Origin of the sequence: Legionella wadsworthii DSM 21896 = ATCC 33877 (assembly GCF_000701265.1) — a bacterium.
In the GTDB taxonomy this organism is placed as follows: domain Bacteria; phylum Pseudomonadota; class Gammaproteobacteria; order Legionellales; family Legionellaceae; genus Legionella; species Legionella wadsworthii.
Window position 1 is genome coordinate 587,883 of sequence record NZ_KL370760.1, and the last position, 15,499, is coordinate 603,381.

The following is a 15,499-nucleotide window of genomic DNA, read 5'->3' on the forward strand; positions in this document are numbered from 1 at the left end:
AGTGAGAGAAGCAGGTGAACGCATCCCAATTTACAGCTTGGCTTGAAAGTCAACCTAATGCCCATGTCAAGCCATTAATTATGGGTATTTTGAATGTTACTCCCGATTCCTTTTCTGACGGCGGTCAATTTTTATCTAGTGATAAAGCCATTGACCACGCTTTACAATTAATAAGCCAAGGAGCGGATTTAATTGATATAGGCGGTCAATCTTCCAGGCCTGGGGCTCAGGAGGTTTCTCTTGAACTAGAGTTGAATCGTGTCATTCCTGTAATTGAAAAAATACGCACCTACTCAGACATTTGTATTTCAATTGATACGAGTAAACCTGAGGTCATGAACGCTGCTGTGGGCGCAGGAGCGAACATAATTAATGATATCTATGCTTTACGCGCTCCAGGAGCTTTGGAAATGGCTGCCCAGCTGGCGGTTCCTGTATGTCTTATGCACATGCAGGGAGCGCCGCAAAATATGCAACATAATCCAACTTATCCGGAAGGGGTGCTTCATGAAATAACCCGTTTTTTTGGGGATCGTATTGCTGAATGTGAGCGGGTAGGTATTAAAAAAAGTACTATAATACTTGATCCTGGGTTTGGATTTGGAAAACAAGTACAAGATAATTTGCTCTTGGTCAAAAATCTTGATAGCTTTGCAACATTTAAAAGGCCTCTGCTTTTGGGGGTATCACGCAAAAGTACTATTGGAGCAGTGCTTTCTAAAGAGGTGGGTGAGCGTTTGATAGGGAGTATAGCGGTTGCTATTTATGCCATGCTTAAAGGTGTTGGTATGATTAGAACGCATGATGTAGATGAAACAAATCAAGCGTTACGCATGATCAATATGATTGATCAGCCGATATAAATCAGCTCACGCGGGCATAAAATTCTTGAATAAGAGGTGTCTAAGGATGAGTCAACGTAAATATTTTGGTACTGATGGTATACGGGGACATGTGGGTCTATCGAATATAAACCCTGAGTTTGTCTTGAAACTGGGATGGGCCGTAGGTCGCGTATTTGCTAATGGACATCGTAAAAAAGTAGTGATAGGAAAGGATACAAGGGTATCAGGGTATATGTTGGAGTCTGCTCTGGAAGCCGGTTTATCAGCCGCAGGAGTGGATGTGGCTTTGCTTGGCCCGATGCCAACTCCTGCCATCGCTTATTTGACACAAACACTTAGAGCCAATGCGGGCATTGTCATCAGCGCATCGCATAACCTCTTTGAAGACAATGGTATTAAATTCTTTTCCTCGGAGGGTGGAAAACTACCGGATAGCGTTGAATTAGCTATTGAAGCTGAGCTGGAAAAGAAAATGCAAACAGTACCTTCTCAAAATTTAGGGAAGGCAACTCGTATCAATGATGCCAGCGGTCGTTACATAGAATTTTGCAAATCCACAATTCCATCATTAACTCGTTTATCGGGCTTAAAAATAGTTGTGGATTGTGCCAATGGCGCAACCTACCATATTGCCCCCAATGTATTTTCAGAGCTAGGCGCCCAAGTAGTGTCTATTGGTAATCGGCCTGATGGTTTTAATATTAACGAAGATTGCGGTTCTACCTCTCCTGAACTGTTAAGGCAAAAGGTTCTAAGTACCGGTGCAGATATAGGAATTGGGCTGGATGGCGATGGAGATCGTGTTATTTTGATTGACTCCGATGGTCGTATACTCGATGGAGATCAAATTCTTTTTATTATTGCGAAAGACAGACATCAACGTGGCGTATTAAATGGTGGGGTAGTCGGTACCCAGATGAGTAACTATGGTTTAGAAATTGCCATTAAGAGCTTAGGTATTCCTTTTATTCGCTCACGTGTAGGTGATCGGTATGTCTTAGAGGTACTGCGCGAAAAGGATTGGAAAATTGGGGGTGAAACATCGGGGCATATCGTCTGTTTGGATAAAACAACTACTGGTGATGGGATTGTTGCTGCCTTACAAGTGTTGTCCATTATGGTAAAACAAGGTAAAACGCTACAGCAGTTAAATGAAGGCATCACGCTGCTGCCGCAAAGTTTAATGAATTTAAGAACCAATTATGCCACCTTACTTGCTGAACACTCACAAGTAATAGAGATAGTGAAGGCTTTGGAATCCAGTTTAAATGGGGAGGGACGTGTATTACTGAGACCTTCAGGTACCGAACCCCTGTTACGGGTGATGGTAGAAGGCATAGATGAATCCCTGGTGAAACAACATGCCCAAAAACTGTGTGATGATATAAGCCAAATTGAAAGAAGTTTAAATGTTCAGCGGTAAAAATGAGCCGATAGAGTATTATTTGAGCATAATTTGCATTAAAAAAATGGTGATAGGACTACACTTCAGCGCATAGTTTGGGTATAGTCCGCATTGAAAGTGCAAGGGGTATTTAATGAGACACAAGATTGTTGCTGGCAACTGGAAAATGAATGGGCAGCTGCAGCAAGTGATTCAATTAAGTAAAGAACTTAAAGACTCACTGGGTTCTATCGATGATGTCCAAATAATCGTGATGCCCCCAGCAATTTACATTCCACAAGTTAGTGAGACACTTTCCGAATGTAAAATTAATGTAGGCGCACAAAATGTATACCCAAAAAACTTTGGTGCATACACGGGCGAGTTGTCCGGTCCCATGCTCAAAGATTTTAATTGCCGCTATGTTTTGGTGGGTCACTCTGAGAGAAGACATTGCTTTCATGAGGGAGAAAATTTTGTAGCCCAAAAATTCCACCATGTCAAAGAACATGGTATGATACCGGTTCTTTGCGTTGGTGAAACACTAACTGAACGTGAAAAAGGGCAAACAGAGCAAGTAATTGCCAAACAATTGCTCGCTGTAAGCGAACACGATAAAAATTGCTTTCAGGATTGTGTTATTGCTTACGAACCCGTTTGGGCTATCGGTACAGGAAAAACTGCTACACCAGACCAAGCACAGGAAGTACATCAGTTTATTAGAAAGCTGATTGGAAAGATAAATCATAGCGATGCTGCGCATTTACCCCTTCTTTATGGAGGTAGTGTGAATGAGAATAATGCTAAAGCATTGTTCAGTATGCCAGACGTTGATGGCGGTTTGGTAGGCGGTGCATCGTTGAACGCGAAACAGTTTTTGGAAATTGTGAAATGTATCAATTGATCTTAATGATTCATGTAATCGTTGCTGTAGTCTTAATCGGCTTAGTACTCATCCAACATGGTAAAGGTGCTGATATTGGTGCTGCTTTTGGATCGGGCGCTTCAAATACATTATTTGGAAGCCAAGGGACAGGTAGTTTTTTGTTTAAATTAACTGGTGGACTGGCACTGACGTTTTTTGTAACCAGTTTATTGTTATCCTATTTGGTTTCTGTCCAATATCAAAAAGGGGAGCAGCAGGTTATTCCTCAACCTACGAGTGTACCAGCGAATACAATTCCTGTACCCGGAGATGACAGCAATAAGAAGTAATAGGTTTTCTTTCGATGCACTTATTGTGCTGCGTAAGATACAATAATTTAAATAATGGGTTTGTTTCCATTTGTTAAGCTAAGCCAAAGTGCCCCCATTCTTGAGTACTGGGATTGGGATGTAATTTCATAAGAAATCATGGCTGGATGACAAGCATACAAATAGAAACAGGTCTGAAAAGAAGAATTGCCGAAGTGGTGGAATTGGTAGACACGCCGTCTTGAGGGGGCGGTGGCGAAAGCCGTGCCGGTTCGAGTCCGGCCTTCGGCACCATTTTAATCCGTACAAGGTGAAAAAATGCTAGCTCAATATTTACCTGTTCTTGTTTTCATAATTATCGGATTTGCGCTGGGTGCTGCAATGATAGGAGCAGGGTCTCTACTTTCGAAGCACCAACCTGATAGTGCTAAAAATTCACCTTACGAATGTGGATTCGGTGCATTTGAGAATTCTCGTATCCCCTTTGATGTTCGCTTTTACCTTGTCGCTATATTATTTATTATTTTTGATTTGGAAACAGCTTTTTTCTTTCCATGGGCATTGGCTTTACGTAAAATTGGCTGGTTCGGTTTTGCGGGAATGATGTTATTTTTAGGATTGTTGGTAATTGGCTTTATTTATGAATGGAAACGCGGCGCACTAGAGTGGGAGTAAACTCAGGTGTACCATTGGGCTTGTTTGCAATTTCTATATTCAACAATGGATGATTCGCGCTTCAAAGTTCCCATACTTTGATGTATGCTGCGGTGGTGCTCGAGGGTCCTGAGTTTTCGTTCAATTCAGGAAATTGTAAATAGGTTTATTTCACTGCTGATCTTTCCTTTCGAAATAGGAAAGCAATCAGTGGTGGAACTTTTTTTATTAATATTTTAACTGCTTAGAGGCTAACTATGGCGGTTGCAGAATTGCAAAAAAGTGGCTTTGTTACGACTTCAGTCGAAAAACTTCTCGGATGGGCCCGCAGCGGCTCCATGTGGCCTATGACTTTTGGATTGGCATGTTGTGCGGTAGAAATGATGCATGTAGGTGCATCCCGTTACGATTTGGACCGATTTGGCATTATTTTTCGTCCTAGTCCACGCCAATCCGATGTGATGATAGTTGCTGGAACCTTATGCAATAAAATGGCTCCCGCTCTGCGAAAAGTTTATGATCAAATGCCAGAGCCTCGATGGGTTATTTCTATGGGTTCTTGTGCCAATGGAGGGGGTTATTATCATTATTCCTACTCCGTAGTTCGCGGGTGTGATCGTATTGTCCCAGTAGATGTATATGTGCCAGGCTGCCCTCCAACTGCAGAAGCATTGCTGTATGGCATTATTCAACTGCAGAACAAAATTAGGCATAAAAAAATCTTAGAAGCTTAAGATCATCATAGGGTGCAGAATAGATGACTAAAAATGATTATTTGATTGATCAACTCAAAACTGAATTAGCGGCCTATATTAGTGACATTATCGTTGCACATGACGAAGTGACGATTGAGTGTAGTGCATCCAATTTAAAAGCAATGATGCTAGAACTTCGTGATTTGGAAGCATTTTGCTTTGATCAGCTTATTGATCTATGCGCTGTCGATTATTTGCTTTATGGCCAATATGATTGGGAAACTGATGAAGCGACAGAGAGGGGATTCTCTCGCGGAGTAGAGCGTCAGCATGATCAAGAATTTACCTTGGAAAAGCCACGCTTTGCTGTGGTTTATCATTTACTGTCAACTAAACTAAATCATCGATTGCGTGTCAAGGTCTTTCTGGAAGAGTCTCATCTTATTGTTCCCTCTGTCCATCATTTGTGGAAGGGCGCAAATTGGTTTGAGCGAGAAGCTTATGATTTATACGGAATCTTATTCGAGGAGCACCCTGATTTAAGACGTATTTTGACCGATTATGGTTTTATTGGACATCCATTTCGTAAAGATTTCCCTCTTAGTGGTCATGTTGAAATGCGTTATGATGCAAAATTTGAAAAGGTCATATACGCTCCTGTAGATATTGAACCAAGAGTCCTGGTGCCCAAGGTTATTCGTCAAGATAACCGATATATAGGCGATAAGGGTGCAAAAAAATGATTGAACTAAAAAATTACACTTTAAACTTTGGTCCACAACATCCTGCCGCTCATGGTGTCTTGCGGTTGGTTCTAGAATTAGATGGCGAAACAATTGTTCGAGCAGACCCACATATTGGATTATTGCATAGAGCAACAGAAAAGCTTGCTGAAACGAAACCTTACATCCAATCCATTGGATACATGGATAGGCTCGATTACGTGTCGATGATGTGTAACGAGCATGCTTACGTCCGCGCGATAGAAAAACTTTTAGGTATAGAAGCGCCAATTCGTGCCCAGTACATCCGTACCATGTTTGATGAAGTAACCCGCATTTTAAATCATCTTTTGTGGTTGGGTGCTATAGCGCTTGATATTGGTGCGATGACTGTATTTCTTTATTGCTTTAGAGAACGTGAAGATCTTTTTGATTGTTATGAAGCTGTATCTGGTGCACGAATGCACGCAACTTATTACAGACCTGGAGGAGTGGCCCGTGACTTGCCTGATTCCATGCCACAATACAAACCCTCAAGATGGCACAGTGAGCGGGAAGTTGAAAAGCTTAATGAGCATAGAAACGGAAGTTTGTTGGATTTCCTATGGGCATTTACAGAACGTTTTCCTCGCTGTGTCGATGAGTATGAAACATTATTGACTGACAATAGAATCTGGAAGCAACGTACGGTTAATATCGGGGTAGTTTCACCTGAAGAGGCTTTGCAATGGGGTTTTACAGGCCCAATGCTGCGTGGTTCAGGTATCGCATGGGACTTACGCAAAAAACAAAGCTATGCAGTGTATGATAAAGTAGATTTCGATATTCCTGTAGGTAAAACAGGAGATTGTTATGATCGCTACTTAGTTCGCGTTGAAGAACTGAGGCAATCCAATCGTATCATAAGACAGTGTATCGAATGGCTTAGAGCAAACCCAGGACCTGTACGGATCGATGATCACAAGATATCTCCGCCACGCCGGGTGGAAATGAAAGAAGACATGGAAGCATTAATCCATCATTTCAAATTATTTACAGAAGGCTTCTGTGTTCCTCATGGCGAAGTATACAGCGCTGTAGAAGCACCAAAAGGTGAATTTGGGATTTACATGATTTCTGATGGAGCGAATAAACCCTATAGAATAAAAATTCGCGCGCCGGGATTTGCTCATCTATCAAGTTTTGATGCGATGGCTCGAGGGCATATGATTGCGGATGGTGTCGCGATTCTAGCAAGTCAGGATATCGTATTTGGTGAAATTGATCGTTAATGATACTGGCGTGCAACTTTGAAATGAATGACGTTCCAGTTTAAATTTATAAAGGTTTAGAAATGTCTGAGAATTCAGCAAAAATATTACATCAAATGGTGTCAAAGGAAAGAATAAAAGACATCGATCATTGGATTGCAAAGTATCCTGCCGATGAGAAACAATCTGCAGTAATGAGTGCTCTGCGTATTGTTCAAGAAGAGCATGGACACCTTACTACAGAGTTAATGGATGCCGTAGCTGAATATCTTGATATGCCTCCGATTTCCGTTTATGAGGTAGCCAGTTTCTATACAATGTACGAACACAAACAGATTGGCAGACATTTAATCAATGTTTGTACCAATATATCGTGCATGCTGCGTGACTCTGCTGGTGTCGTCACGCATTTGGAAAAAAAATTGGGCATAAATTTAGGCGAAACCACAGATGATGGTCGTTTTACATTACGGTCGGTTGAGTGTTTAGGTGCCTGCGTAAACGCGCCAATGATGCAGGTGGACAAAGATTATCATGAAAATCTGACTCCTGAATCTATAGATAAAGTGTTGGAACAATACGATTAAAGATAGAGGTGGTTGCCGTGGTCGAATTAAATCAAGTTTGCTATCGAACATTTCATTTACAAGAACCTTGGACACTATCTGCTTATGAAAGTGTTGGTGGATATAGTGCATGGAGGAAAATACTCAAAGAGCAAACTCCTCCACAAGTCATTATTGATGAATTGAAAACTTCTGCCTTACGCGGCAGAGGAGGCGCTGGGTTTCCAACGGGGCTGAAATGGAGTTTTATGAATAGAAATACTCCAGTACAGAAATATGTAGTGTGTAACTCTGATGAGGGAGAACCCGGTACATGTAAAGACCGCGAAATTCTTACCTTAAACCCGCATCAACTCATCGAAGGTATGGCTATTGCCGGCTACACTATGGGCTCAACGGTTGGATATAACTACATTCGTGGCGAATTTTGGTTGCCTTATGAGCGCACAGAGGCTGCGCTTAAAGAAGCTTATGCAGCAGGATTACTGGGTAAAAATATTTTAGGTTCCGGAATTGATTTTGACCTTTATAATCATCTGGGTGCTGGCGCATACATTTGCGGTGAAGAAACGGCGCTGCTTAATTCTTTAGAAGGAAAGAAAGGACAGCCTCGATTTAAGCCCCCTTTCCCTGCTAACTATGGTTTATATGGAAAGCCTACAACCATTAACAATACGGAAACCTTTGCTTCGGTTCCGGTTATTATGGAAAAAGGTGGCGAGTGGTTTTTAAAATTAGGCAAGCCAAATAATGGTGGTGCTAAATGCTTTAGTGTCAGCGGACATGTTAATAAACCTGGGAATTTTGAAATCCCATTAGGTACACCATTCAAAACACTTCTTGAACTTGCAGGTGGCGTCAGAAATAACCGAAAAATTAAAGCAGTGATTCCCGGTGGATCATCCATGCGTGTGCTCCCTGGCGATGTCATGATGGAGCTTGACATGGACTATGACAGCATTCAAAAAGCCGGTTCAGGCTTGGGCTCCGGTGCTGTAATTATTATGGATGAAACCACGTGTATGGTTGATGCATTATACCGCATTTCTGAATTTTATATGGATGAATCTTGCGGTCAATGTACTCCTTGCCGCGAAGGTACAGGATGGTTGGTCCGTTTATTACATCGAATCAAAGAGGGACATGGTGAACCAGGAGATGTAGAGAAATTAGTCAATGTTGCGGATAATATCGAAGGACGAACTATTTGTGCACTAGGTGAGGCAGCAGCTTGGCCTGTGCAAAGTTTCGTAAAACATTTCCGCAATGAATTTGAATATTTCGTTAAGCATAAACGCTCGATCGTCGCAGCATAATTAAAAGGTTTGATCATGACTACTACTATTGAAATCGACGGTAAAACATTTGAAGCAGAAAACGGTAAAATGATCATCGAAGTTGCTGATGAAGCAGGTATTCATATCCCTCGTTTTTGTTATCATAAAAAATTATCCGTTGCTGCAAATTGCCGCATGTGTTTGGTTGAAGTAGAAAACGGCCGCAAACCTGTTCCTGCATGCGCCACTCCTATCACCAACGGTATGAAAGTATTTACCAAATCCAAGGAAGCATTACATTCTCAAAAGGTGGTAATGGAATTCCTTCTGATTAATCATCCACTCGATTGCCCTATTTGCGATCAGGGGGGAGAGTGTGAATTGCAAGATGTGTCTATGGGATATGGTGCTTATGAATCACCCTATTCAGAAACCAAACGTTCAGTAGACGATGATAATTTGGGAACGCTTATTGAAACAGAAATGACTCGGTGCATTCATTGTACCCGATGCGTTCGTTTTGGAGAGGAAATTGCGGGATTAAGAGAGCTGGGTGCAACAGGCCGTGGCGAGCACATGCAAATTGGAACTTATGTTCAGCACAGCATGCAGTCGGAAGTTTCAGGAAATATTATTGATTTATGCCCTGTGGGTGCATTAACTTCTAAACCCTTTCGTTATACTGCCCGAGCCTGGGAACTCAACCAGCATGAGGGCGTAGCACCCCATGATTGTTTGGGTTCAAATATTTATTTGCATACACGCAGAAATGAACTCATGCGTGTCGTGCCTAAAGAAAATGAATCTATTAACGAGACATGGCTCGCCGATAGAGATCGATTCAGCTATTTGGGATTAAACAGTCCGTCCAGAGCAAGTCAACCCCAAATAAAACGCAATGGACAATGGGAAATAGTTGATTGGGAAACTGCGTTAAAGTTTACTGCAGATGGATTGGCTAAAGTTATAAAACAAAATGGCGCAGAGCAAGTAGCTGCTTTCGCTTCGAGTTCTTCTACCTTAGAAGAAATGTATTTATTGCAAAAATTAATGAGAAGCTTGGGCGTCCATAATTTGGATCACCGTTTGCAACAAACTGATTTTAAAGATCAAGAATCCCAAGCAACAACACCAAGAAGTTCATTAGCTTATGCAGACATTGATCAACAAAACACTATTGTGTTGATTGGCTGTAATATTGATCGAGAAGTTCCGCTAGCTGGAATCCGAGTTCGTAAGGCATACCGTAATGGCGCCAAAATTTACTCAATCAGTCCTGTGGATTTTGAATATCGTTTTAATCTTACTGAACGATTTATCCTTTCCCCACTAGAAATGCCCATGCAGCTCGCCAAACTTGCTTTAGCTCTTGCTGGGGAGATGAAAAATCTACCTGCAGAAGTTCAAAAATTAGTAGTTGGCTTAGATATTGATGAAAGTACGATTCGCGTAGCTGAAGCATTGAAAGGTGAAAACGCTTGTCTCATTACTGGTGCTTTGTGTGAGAATCATCCAGAAGCTGCCCTTCTACGTACTTTAGTTCACCATATTGAAAAATTAAGCGGTACAAAGATCTTAAGATTAACCCAGGGTGCAAATACTGCAGGTGCATGGATGGCAGGTATGCTTCCCCATCGACTGGCTGCAGGTAAAGAAGACACAAACCCGGGAATGGATGTGCAAGCTGCACTGAATGCCAAGCTTAAAGCATATGTTTTAATGGGTGTAGAACCTGGCTTTGATTTTGCAAATCCTTATGGCGCAAGGCAATCCATGTTAGGTGCCGAATTTGTTGTACTGATTTCTGCTTTCAATCATGAATCCATGCATGATTATGCGGATGTTATTTTACCCATGGCCCCTTTTGCAGAAACATCAGGCACCTACATTAATGTTGATAATACCTGGCAATCTGTGCGCGGAGCTACTCCCCCACATGGAGAGTCGCGTCCTGCATGGAAAATTTTGCGTGTATTAGGTAATTTATTGAAGAGTGATGGTTTTGACTACATGTCAACTGAAGATGTCCTGTCAGAAATTAAAAATACTGTTGCCATTACAATGGAGCAAGAATACAAGCCTTATTATCCTGAGAGCTTGCCACTAATGAATCAGTCTTTAATTCGAGTTGGCGAGTGGCCCCTCTATCGTAGTGATGCCATTGTGAGAAATGCCAAAGCCTTGCAATTATGCGCTGCTGCAGAATCAGCATGCATCCGTATGAACCCTGAGACAGCAGATAGATTGAAATTAGATGAGGTTGCTACTGTATCTCAGGGAGATATTGAGATAACATTGCCGCTTAAACGTGACGAACGCATTGCGGCAGATGTTGTATGGGTAGCAAACGCTATGCCTGAAACTGTAGATTTAGGCCATTCTTTTGCTGCAATAACTATTAAGCGCTAGGCAGGTAAAAAAATGCTGCAAGATATTAGCATATTAATTTGGGTCATCATTAAAATATTAGTAATTGTTATTCCATTACTCTTATGTGTTGCATATTTAATTTATGCAGAGCGTAAGGTTATTGGATATATTCAACAACGTATCGGACCTAATCGTGTAGGTGTATTAGGCTTACTGCAACCAATTGCAGACTTAATTAAGCTCATCACTAAAGAAATTATCATTCCTACGCGCTCCAACAAATATCTATTTATAGCTGCGCCGTTATTTGCTTTAGTTCCAGCCCTGGCAGGATGGGCAGTCATTCCTTTCCAGGAAGGCATGGTTCTAGCGAATATTAATGCCGGTGTTCTTTATGTTTTTGCCTTAAGTTCGCTTGGAGTATATGGTGTATTAATAGCAGGATGGGCTTCCAACTCTAAATATGCAATGTTTGGTGCATTAAGAAGTACCGCACAAACAGTATCTTATGAAATCGCTATGGGTTTTGCCCTGGTAGGTGTATTGCTTGCTGCAGGCAGCCAGAATCTTACCGATATCGTGAATTCCCAAAGCGGCGGAATCATACATTGGTGGTTTATTCCTTTGCTTCCTTTATTCCTGGTATTCTGGATTGCAGGTATCGCAGAAACCAATAGAGCGCCTTTTGATTTGGCCGAAGGCGAATCTGAAATAGTGGCTGGATTCCATGTTGAATACTCTGGAATTGGGTTTGCACTATTCTTTTTATCAGAATACGCCAGCATGATTCTTATTTCAGTCATGCTCAGTATTTTGTTCTTGGGCGGATGGAAGTCGCCATTTGAAGGGATTCCATTTTTACAAAACATATTTTTTGTTGTTCCTGGATTTGTCTGGTTAATCGTAAAAGTTAGCTTTTTCTTATATGTGTATTTATGGGTAAGGGCTACTTTCCCTCGGTATCGTTATGACCAGCTGATGCGATTAGGTTGGAAAGTACTCATCCCGGTTACCATTGTTTGGATTATTGTAACTGCGTTAATGGTTGTTACACATGTTAAACCTTGGTTTTAAATAGAGAAGCCGATGAAAAAAGTATATCAATTTATCAAATACTATGTACGCAGTTTTCTTTTAATAGAATTATTGCAGGGTCTTAAGTTAACTGGTAAATATTTTTTTAAGAAAAAAGTAACTGTCCAGTTTCCTGAGGAAGCCACGCCCATCTCTCATCGGTTTAGAGGTGCGCTTGCCTTGCGTCGTTATCCTAACGGCGAGGAACGTTGCATCGCATGTAAACTATGTGAGGCGGTATGTCCTGCATTGGCGATTACCATAGAAGCGGAACCACGTGACGATGGTTCTCGACGTACGACACGCTATGACATTGATGCGTTTAAATGCATTTATTGCGGTTTATGTGAAGAATCTTGCCCTGTAGATTCCATAGTTGTCACACCAATACATCATTTTCACATCAGTGAACGCGGTCAGAATATTATGACTAAAGAAAAGCTCCTGGCACTGGGTGACTTAATGGAACCAAGACTTGCAGCCGATAGAGCTGCTGATGAAAAATACCGTTAACGGGGTAAAGTATGCATGAAATACTAATTCAAACTATTTTTTACGTATTTGCGGCAATAGCCGTTGGGTCTGCCTTTTTGGTCATTATTCAAGATAACCCAGTGCGTAGCGTGCTTAGTCTGGTGGTTACCTTTTTTGCCAGCGCAGCTCTATGGATCCTTGTTGAGGCGGAATTTTTGGCGCTTATTCTGGTTTTGGTTTATGTAGGGGCGGTGATGACACTGTTCTTATTCGTCGTAATGATGCTGGACATTGATGTTGAAATGATAAAAAGCCACCACAAGCGCTATATTCCTTTTGGATTGATTTTGGTTGCTTTATTAGTAGGTCTTTTATTGGTATCCATTCCATCAGGTACCTTTAAATCTAACGTTGAGTTACAAAATGTTACACCAATCAGCAGTCAATTAAATACACAAAATACCCCTCAAGCACAACCTGTATCCAACACTGAAGCTTTAGGTATGGTTTTATATACTGATTATTTTCTGGCATTTGAGATAGCTGCTGCGCTTCTGTTAATTGCAATCATTTCAGCCATAACTCTGGTACATAGAGGTCCAAGAAAATCCAAGGTACAGAATGTGAGGGAACAAATTCTCACACAGAAAAAAGATCGTGTTGAATTAATTAATATGAAAGCAGAAAAATAAGGTTGGGAACTCTCTATGATACCTATTAATAATTACTTGATTCTGGGAGCGATACTATTCGGTTTCGGTCTTATTGGCATAATGATGAACCGCAGAAACATCATTTTGCTGCTGGTCTGTATTGAATTGATGTTACTTGCTGTGAATACAAACTTTGTAGCGTTTTCTCATTATTACCACGAAATCAGTGGACAAGTTTTTGTCTTTTTTATTTTAACAGTTGCTGCTGCAGAAGCGGCAATAGGATTAGCCATAGTCATGTTGCTTTATCGAAATAGAGGCAATATTGATGTCGATAAAATGAATCATTTAAAAGGTTAACATTGTGAGTATCCAACAACTTTGTCTAATAATCGTTTTGACGCCTCTGGCAGGTTCTATCATTGCAGGTTTTTTTCGTAATCAAATAGGACGGGTCGGAGCCCATACTGCTACTATCCTTGGGGTTGCAATTTCCTTTGCAGTATCCTTATATGTGGCCTGGCAAATATTTTCCGGGATTATTCCCAATGTAAACACCATAGTTTACAACTGGGCTAGTGGTGGGGCTATGATTCCCTTTGAATTTAATATAGGGTTTTTAATAGATCCGCTCACTGCGGTCATGTTGGTCATTGTCAACTTTGTTTCACTTCTGGTTCATATTTATAGTATCGGATATATGGCAGATGATGATGGATATCAACGTTTTTTCAGTTATATCTCTTTATTTACTTTCATGATGCTTATGTTGGTTACCGCGAATAATTTCTTACAATTATTCTTTGGATGGGAAGGCGTAGGTCTGGTTTCTTATCTGCTCATCGGATTTTGGTACCAAAAGGAATCGGCGATTGAAGGAAGTCTCAAAGCATTTATTGTCAACCGAGTAGGTGATTTTGGTTTCCTGATAGGTATTGCTTTAGTATTTGCTTATACAGGTAGTATTGATTACGAGACCGTATTTAAAAGTGCAAATTATTTGGCAAGCCAAAATATAGAATTATTTCAAGGACACCCTTGGTCTTTAATGACTGTTATTTGTTTGGCCCTATATGTTGGCGCCATGGGTAAGTCGGCGCAAGTGCCATTGCACGTGTGGTTGCCTGAGTCAATGGAAGGTCCTACCCCAATTTCTGCGTTAATCCATGCGGCCACGATGGTTACCGCTGGGGTATTCATGATTGCCCGCATATCTCCTTTGATCGAGTTGTCTACAACAGCATTGAGTGTTGTTTTGGTCATCGGCGCGACTGGAGCACTCTTTACAGGGATTCTTGCTCTTGTCATGAATGATATTAAACGTGTTGTGGCCTACTCTACATTATCCCAGTTGGGTTATATGATGGTGGGCATGGGCGCTTCTGCTTATAGCGCCGGAATGTTTCACCTGTTAACTCATGCCTGCTTCAAAGCACTCCTTTTCCTCGGCGCCGGTTCCGTTATTATTGGCATGCACCATGAACAGGATATGCGCAAAATGGGTGGTTTATGGAATAAAATGCCCATAACTTATATTACTTTCGTCATTGGTTCTCTGGCACTTTGCGCAATACCTCCGTTATCAGGTTTTTATTCAAAAGATACTATTATTGAAGCGGCTCAATTGTCACAAATTCCTGGCAGCAGCTATGCCTATTTTTGTGTGGTACTTGGTGCAGGAGTGACGGCGCTTTATACCTTTAGATCCTTGTTTATGACATTTCATGGTAAGCCGCGTATGGATGAGCATACCTTAAGCCACATTCATGAGTCGCCATGGGTGGTCTGGTTGCCTTTAGTTCTCCTTGCCATCCCATCGATAGTATTAGGTTATGTGCTTTATATGCCTATGCTGTTCAATAATCCAACTATATTAAGTTCCTCAATATTTATTCTTCCTGAACATAATGTTCTGGCCGAGCTTGCGCACGAGGTCACTTCTCCTTTTGCAAGTTTATTGCATTCTGTATTTTCTCTGACATTTTGGATTACCCTGGCTGGAATTGCTATTGCGTGGATTTGTTATATTGCCATCCCAACCATACCAGGGTATCTCGCCAGACATTTGTCTGTTGTCTATAAAATCCTTCTCAATAAATATGGATTTGACGCCTTTAATAATTTGTTTTTTGTAAAAGGTTCAAAGGGGATTGGAACTGCATTTTACAGTGTTGGTGACCAAAAATTAATCGATGGATTGGTTGTCAATGGCAGCAGTCGACTTATTAGGTGGTTCTCCGCTAAAGGTCGCGCGATACAAAGTGGTTATCTTTACCATTATGCAGCAGTGATGGTTTTGGGATTACTTGGACTTTTATGCTGGTTGATACTCAGCTAAATA

At 41.2% G+C, this 15,499-nt stretch carries 16 protein-coding genes and 1 tRNA gene; all 17 read left to right on the forward strand.

Going from position 1 to position 15,499, the window contains the following annotated elements:
* Positions 1 to 14 precede the first annotated feature (14 nt).
* The 17 genes from folP to nuoL all read left to right on the forward strand — a co-directional run bounded on the left by folP (position 15) and on the right by nuoL (position 15,496).
* Positions 15 to 863 (forward strand): dihydropteroate synthase, encoded by an 849-nt coding sequence (folP, locus tag BU07_RS0114260; protein ID WP_031567157.1) that lies wholly within the window; start codon positions 15 to 17, stop codon positions 861 to 863.
* Positions 864 to 909: 46 nt separating this feature from the next.
* Complete coding sequence (glmM, locus tag BU07_RS0114265) at positions 910 to 2,268, forward strand: phosphoglucosamine mutase (RefSeq protein WP_031567159.1); 1,359 nt, start codon at positions 910 to 912, stop codon at positions 2,266 to 2,268.
* Positions 2,269 to 2,383: 115 nt separating this feature from the next.
* A complete protein-coding gene (gene tpiA / locus BU07_RS0114270) occupies positions 2,384 to 3,133 on the forward strand; it encodes a triose-phosphate isomerase (protein WP_031567162.1) in 750 nt (249 codons plus the stop codon).
* Positions 3,121 to 3,444 carry a preprotein translocase subunit SecG gene (gene secG / locus BU07_RS0114275; RefSeq protein WP_031567163.1) on the forward strand — a complete coding sequence of 108 codons (324 nt, stop codon included), beginning with the start codon at positions 3,121 to 3,123 and terminating at the stop codon, positions 3,442 to 3,444. The genes tpiA and secG overlap by 13 nt, the downstream gene beginning before the upstream one ends.
* 188 nt (positions 3,445 to 3,632) lie before the next feature.
* A tRNA-Leu gene (locus BU07_RS0114280) sits at positions 3,633 to 3,717 on the forward strand.
* Between the two features lie 24 nt (positions 3,718 to 3,741).
* Positions 3,742 to 4,098: an NADH-quinone oxidoreductase subunit A gene (locus tag BU07_RS0114285; protein ID WP_031567166.1), complete on the forward strand. Its 357-nt coding sequence runs from the start codon at positions 3,742 to 3,744 to the stop codon at positions 4,096 to 4,098.
* Positions 4,099 to 4,334: 236 nt separating this feature from the next.
* Entirely contained in the window at positions 4,335 to 4,811 is a 477-nt protein-coding gene (locus BU07_RS0114290; RefSeq protein WP_031567169.1) for a NuoB/complex I 20 kDa subunit family protein, read from the forward strand.
* A 23-nt stretch (positions 4,812 to 4,834) separates the two neighbouring features.
* Entirely contained in the window at positions 4,835 to 5,515 is a 681-nt protein-coding gene (locus BU07_RS0114295; RefSeq protein WP_031567173.1) for an NADH-quinone oxidoreductase subunit C, read from the forward strand.
* Entirely contained in the window at positions 5,512 to 6,765 is a 1,254-nt protein-coding gene (locus tag BU07_RS0114300; RefSeq protein WP_031567175.1) for an NADH-quinone oxidoreductase subunit D, read from the forward strand. Before BU07_RS0114295 ends, BU07_RS0114300 begins: the two co-directional genes overlap by 4 nt.
* 62 nt (positions 6,766 to 6,827) lie before the next feature.
* Entirely contained in the window at positions 6,828 to 7,331 is a 504-nt protein-coding gene (gene nuoE / locus BU07_RS0114305; RefSeq protein WP_031567176.1) for an NADH-quinone oxidoreductase subunit NuoE, read from the forward strand.
* A 17-nt stretch (positions 7,332 to 7,348) separates the two neighbouring features.
* Positions 7,349 to 8,626 (forward strand): NADH-quinone oxidoreductase subunit NuoF, encoded by a 1,278-nt coding sequence (gene nuoF / locus BU07_RS0114310; protein ID WP_031567178.1) that lies wholly within the window; start codon positions 7,349 to 7,351, stop codon positions 8,624 to 8,626.
* 15 nt (positions 8,627 to 8,641) lie between these two features.
* Positions 8,642 to 10,996 (forward strand): NADH-quinone oxidoreductase subunit NuoG, encoded by a 2,355-nt coding sequence (gene nuoG / locus BU07_RS0114315; protein WP_031567180.1) that lies wholly within the window; start codon positions 8,642 to 8,644, stop codon positions 10,994 to 10,996.
* 12 nt (positions 10,997 to 11,008) lie between these two features.
* Positions 11,009 to 12,031 carry an NADH-quinone oxidoreductase subunit NuoH gene (nuoH, locus tag BU07_RS0114320; RefSeq protein WP_031567182.1) on the forward strand — a complete coding sequence of 341 codons (1,023 nt, stop codon included), beginning with the start codon at positions 11,009 to 11,011 and terminating at the stop codon, positions 12,029 to 12,031.
* A 12-nt stretch (positions 12,032 to 12,043) separates the two neighbouring features.
* Complete coding sequence (nuoI, locus tag BU07_RS0114325; protein ID WP_031567184.1) at positions 12,044 to 12,544, forward strand: NADH-quinone oxidoreductase subunit NuoI; 501 nt, start codon at positions 12,044 to 12,046, stop codon at positions 12,542 to 12,544.
* 11 nt (positions 12,545 to 12,555) lie between these two features.
* Complete coding sequence (locus tag BU07_RS0114330; RefSeq protein ID WP_031567186.1) at positions 12,556 to 13,197, forward strand: NADH-quinone oxidoreductase subunit J; 642 nt, start codon at positions 12,556 to 12,558, stop codon at positions 13,195 to 13,197.
* Positions 13,198 to 13,212: 15 nt separating this feature from the next.
* The gene (gene nuoK / locus BU07_RS0114335; protein WP_031567188.1) at positions 13,213 to 13,518 is read left to right on the forward strand and encodes an NADH-quinone oxidoreductase subunit NuoK; all 306 of its coding nucleotides are present in this window, start codon (positions 13,213 to 13,215) and stop codon (positions 13,516 to 13,518) included.
* A 4-nt stretch (positions 13,519 to 13,522) separates the two neighbouring features.
* Positions 13,523 to 15,496, forward strand: coding sequence for an NADH-quinone oxidoreductase subunit L (gene nuoL, locus BU07_RS0114340; RefSeq protein WP_031567190.1), 1,974 nt, complete (start codon positions 13,523 to 13,525; stop codon positions 15,494 to 15,496).
* Positions 15,497 to 15,499: the final 3 nt, after the last annotated feature.

Coding starts and splice junctions, on each gene's coding strand:
- BU07_RS0114295 (WP_031567173.1), top strand. CDS start 4,835: ATGACTAAAAATGATTATTTGATTGATCAACTCAAAACTGAATTAGCG.
- nuoI (WP_031567184.1), top strand. CDS start 12,044: ATGAAAAAAGTATATCAATTTATCAAATACTATGTACGCAGTTTTCTT.
- secG (WP_031567163.1), top strand. CDS start 3,121: ATGTATCAATTGATCTTAATGATTCATGTAATCGTTGCTGTAGTCTTA.
- BU07_RS0114300 (WP_031567175.1), top strand. CDS start 5,512: ATGATTGAACTAAAAAATTACACTTTAAACTTTGGTCCACAACATCCT.
- BU07_RS0114290 (WP_031567169.1), top strand. CDS start 4,335: ATGGCGGTTGCAGAATTGCAAAAAAGTGGCTTTGTTACGACTTCAGTC.
- BU07_RS0114330 (WP_031567186.1), top strand. CDS start 12,556: ATGCATGAAATACTAATTCAAACTATTTTTTACGTATTTGCGGCAATA.
- nuoK (WP_031567188.1), top strand. CDS start 13,213: ATGATACCTATTAATAATTACTTGATTCTGGGAGCGATACTATTCGGT.
- tpiA (WP_031567162.1), top strand. CDS start 2,384: ATGAGACACAAGATTGTTGCTGGCAACTGGAAAATGAATGGGCAGCTG.
- nuoE (WP_031567176.1), top strand. CDS start 6,828: ATGTCTGAGAATTCAGCAAAAATATTACATCAAATGGTGTCAAAGGAA.
- nuoH (WP_031567182.1), top strand. CDS start 11,009: ATGCTGCAAGATATTAGCATATTAATTTGGGTCATCATTAAAATATTA.
- glmM (WP_031567159.1), top strand. CDS start 910: ATGAGTCAACGTAAATATTTTGGTACTGATGGTATACGGGGACATGTG.
- nuoG (WP_031567180.1), top strand. CDS start 8,642: ATGACTACTACTATTGAAATCGACGGTAAAACATTTGAAGCAGAAAAC.
- BU07_RS0114285 (WP_031567166.1), top strand. CDS start 3,742: ATGCTAGCTCAATATTTACCTGTTCTTGTTTTCATAATTATCGGATTT.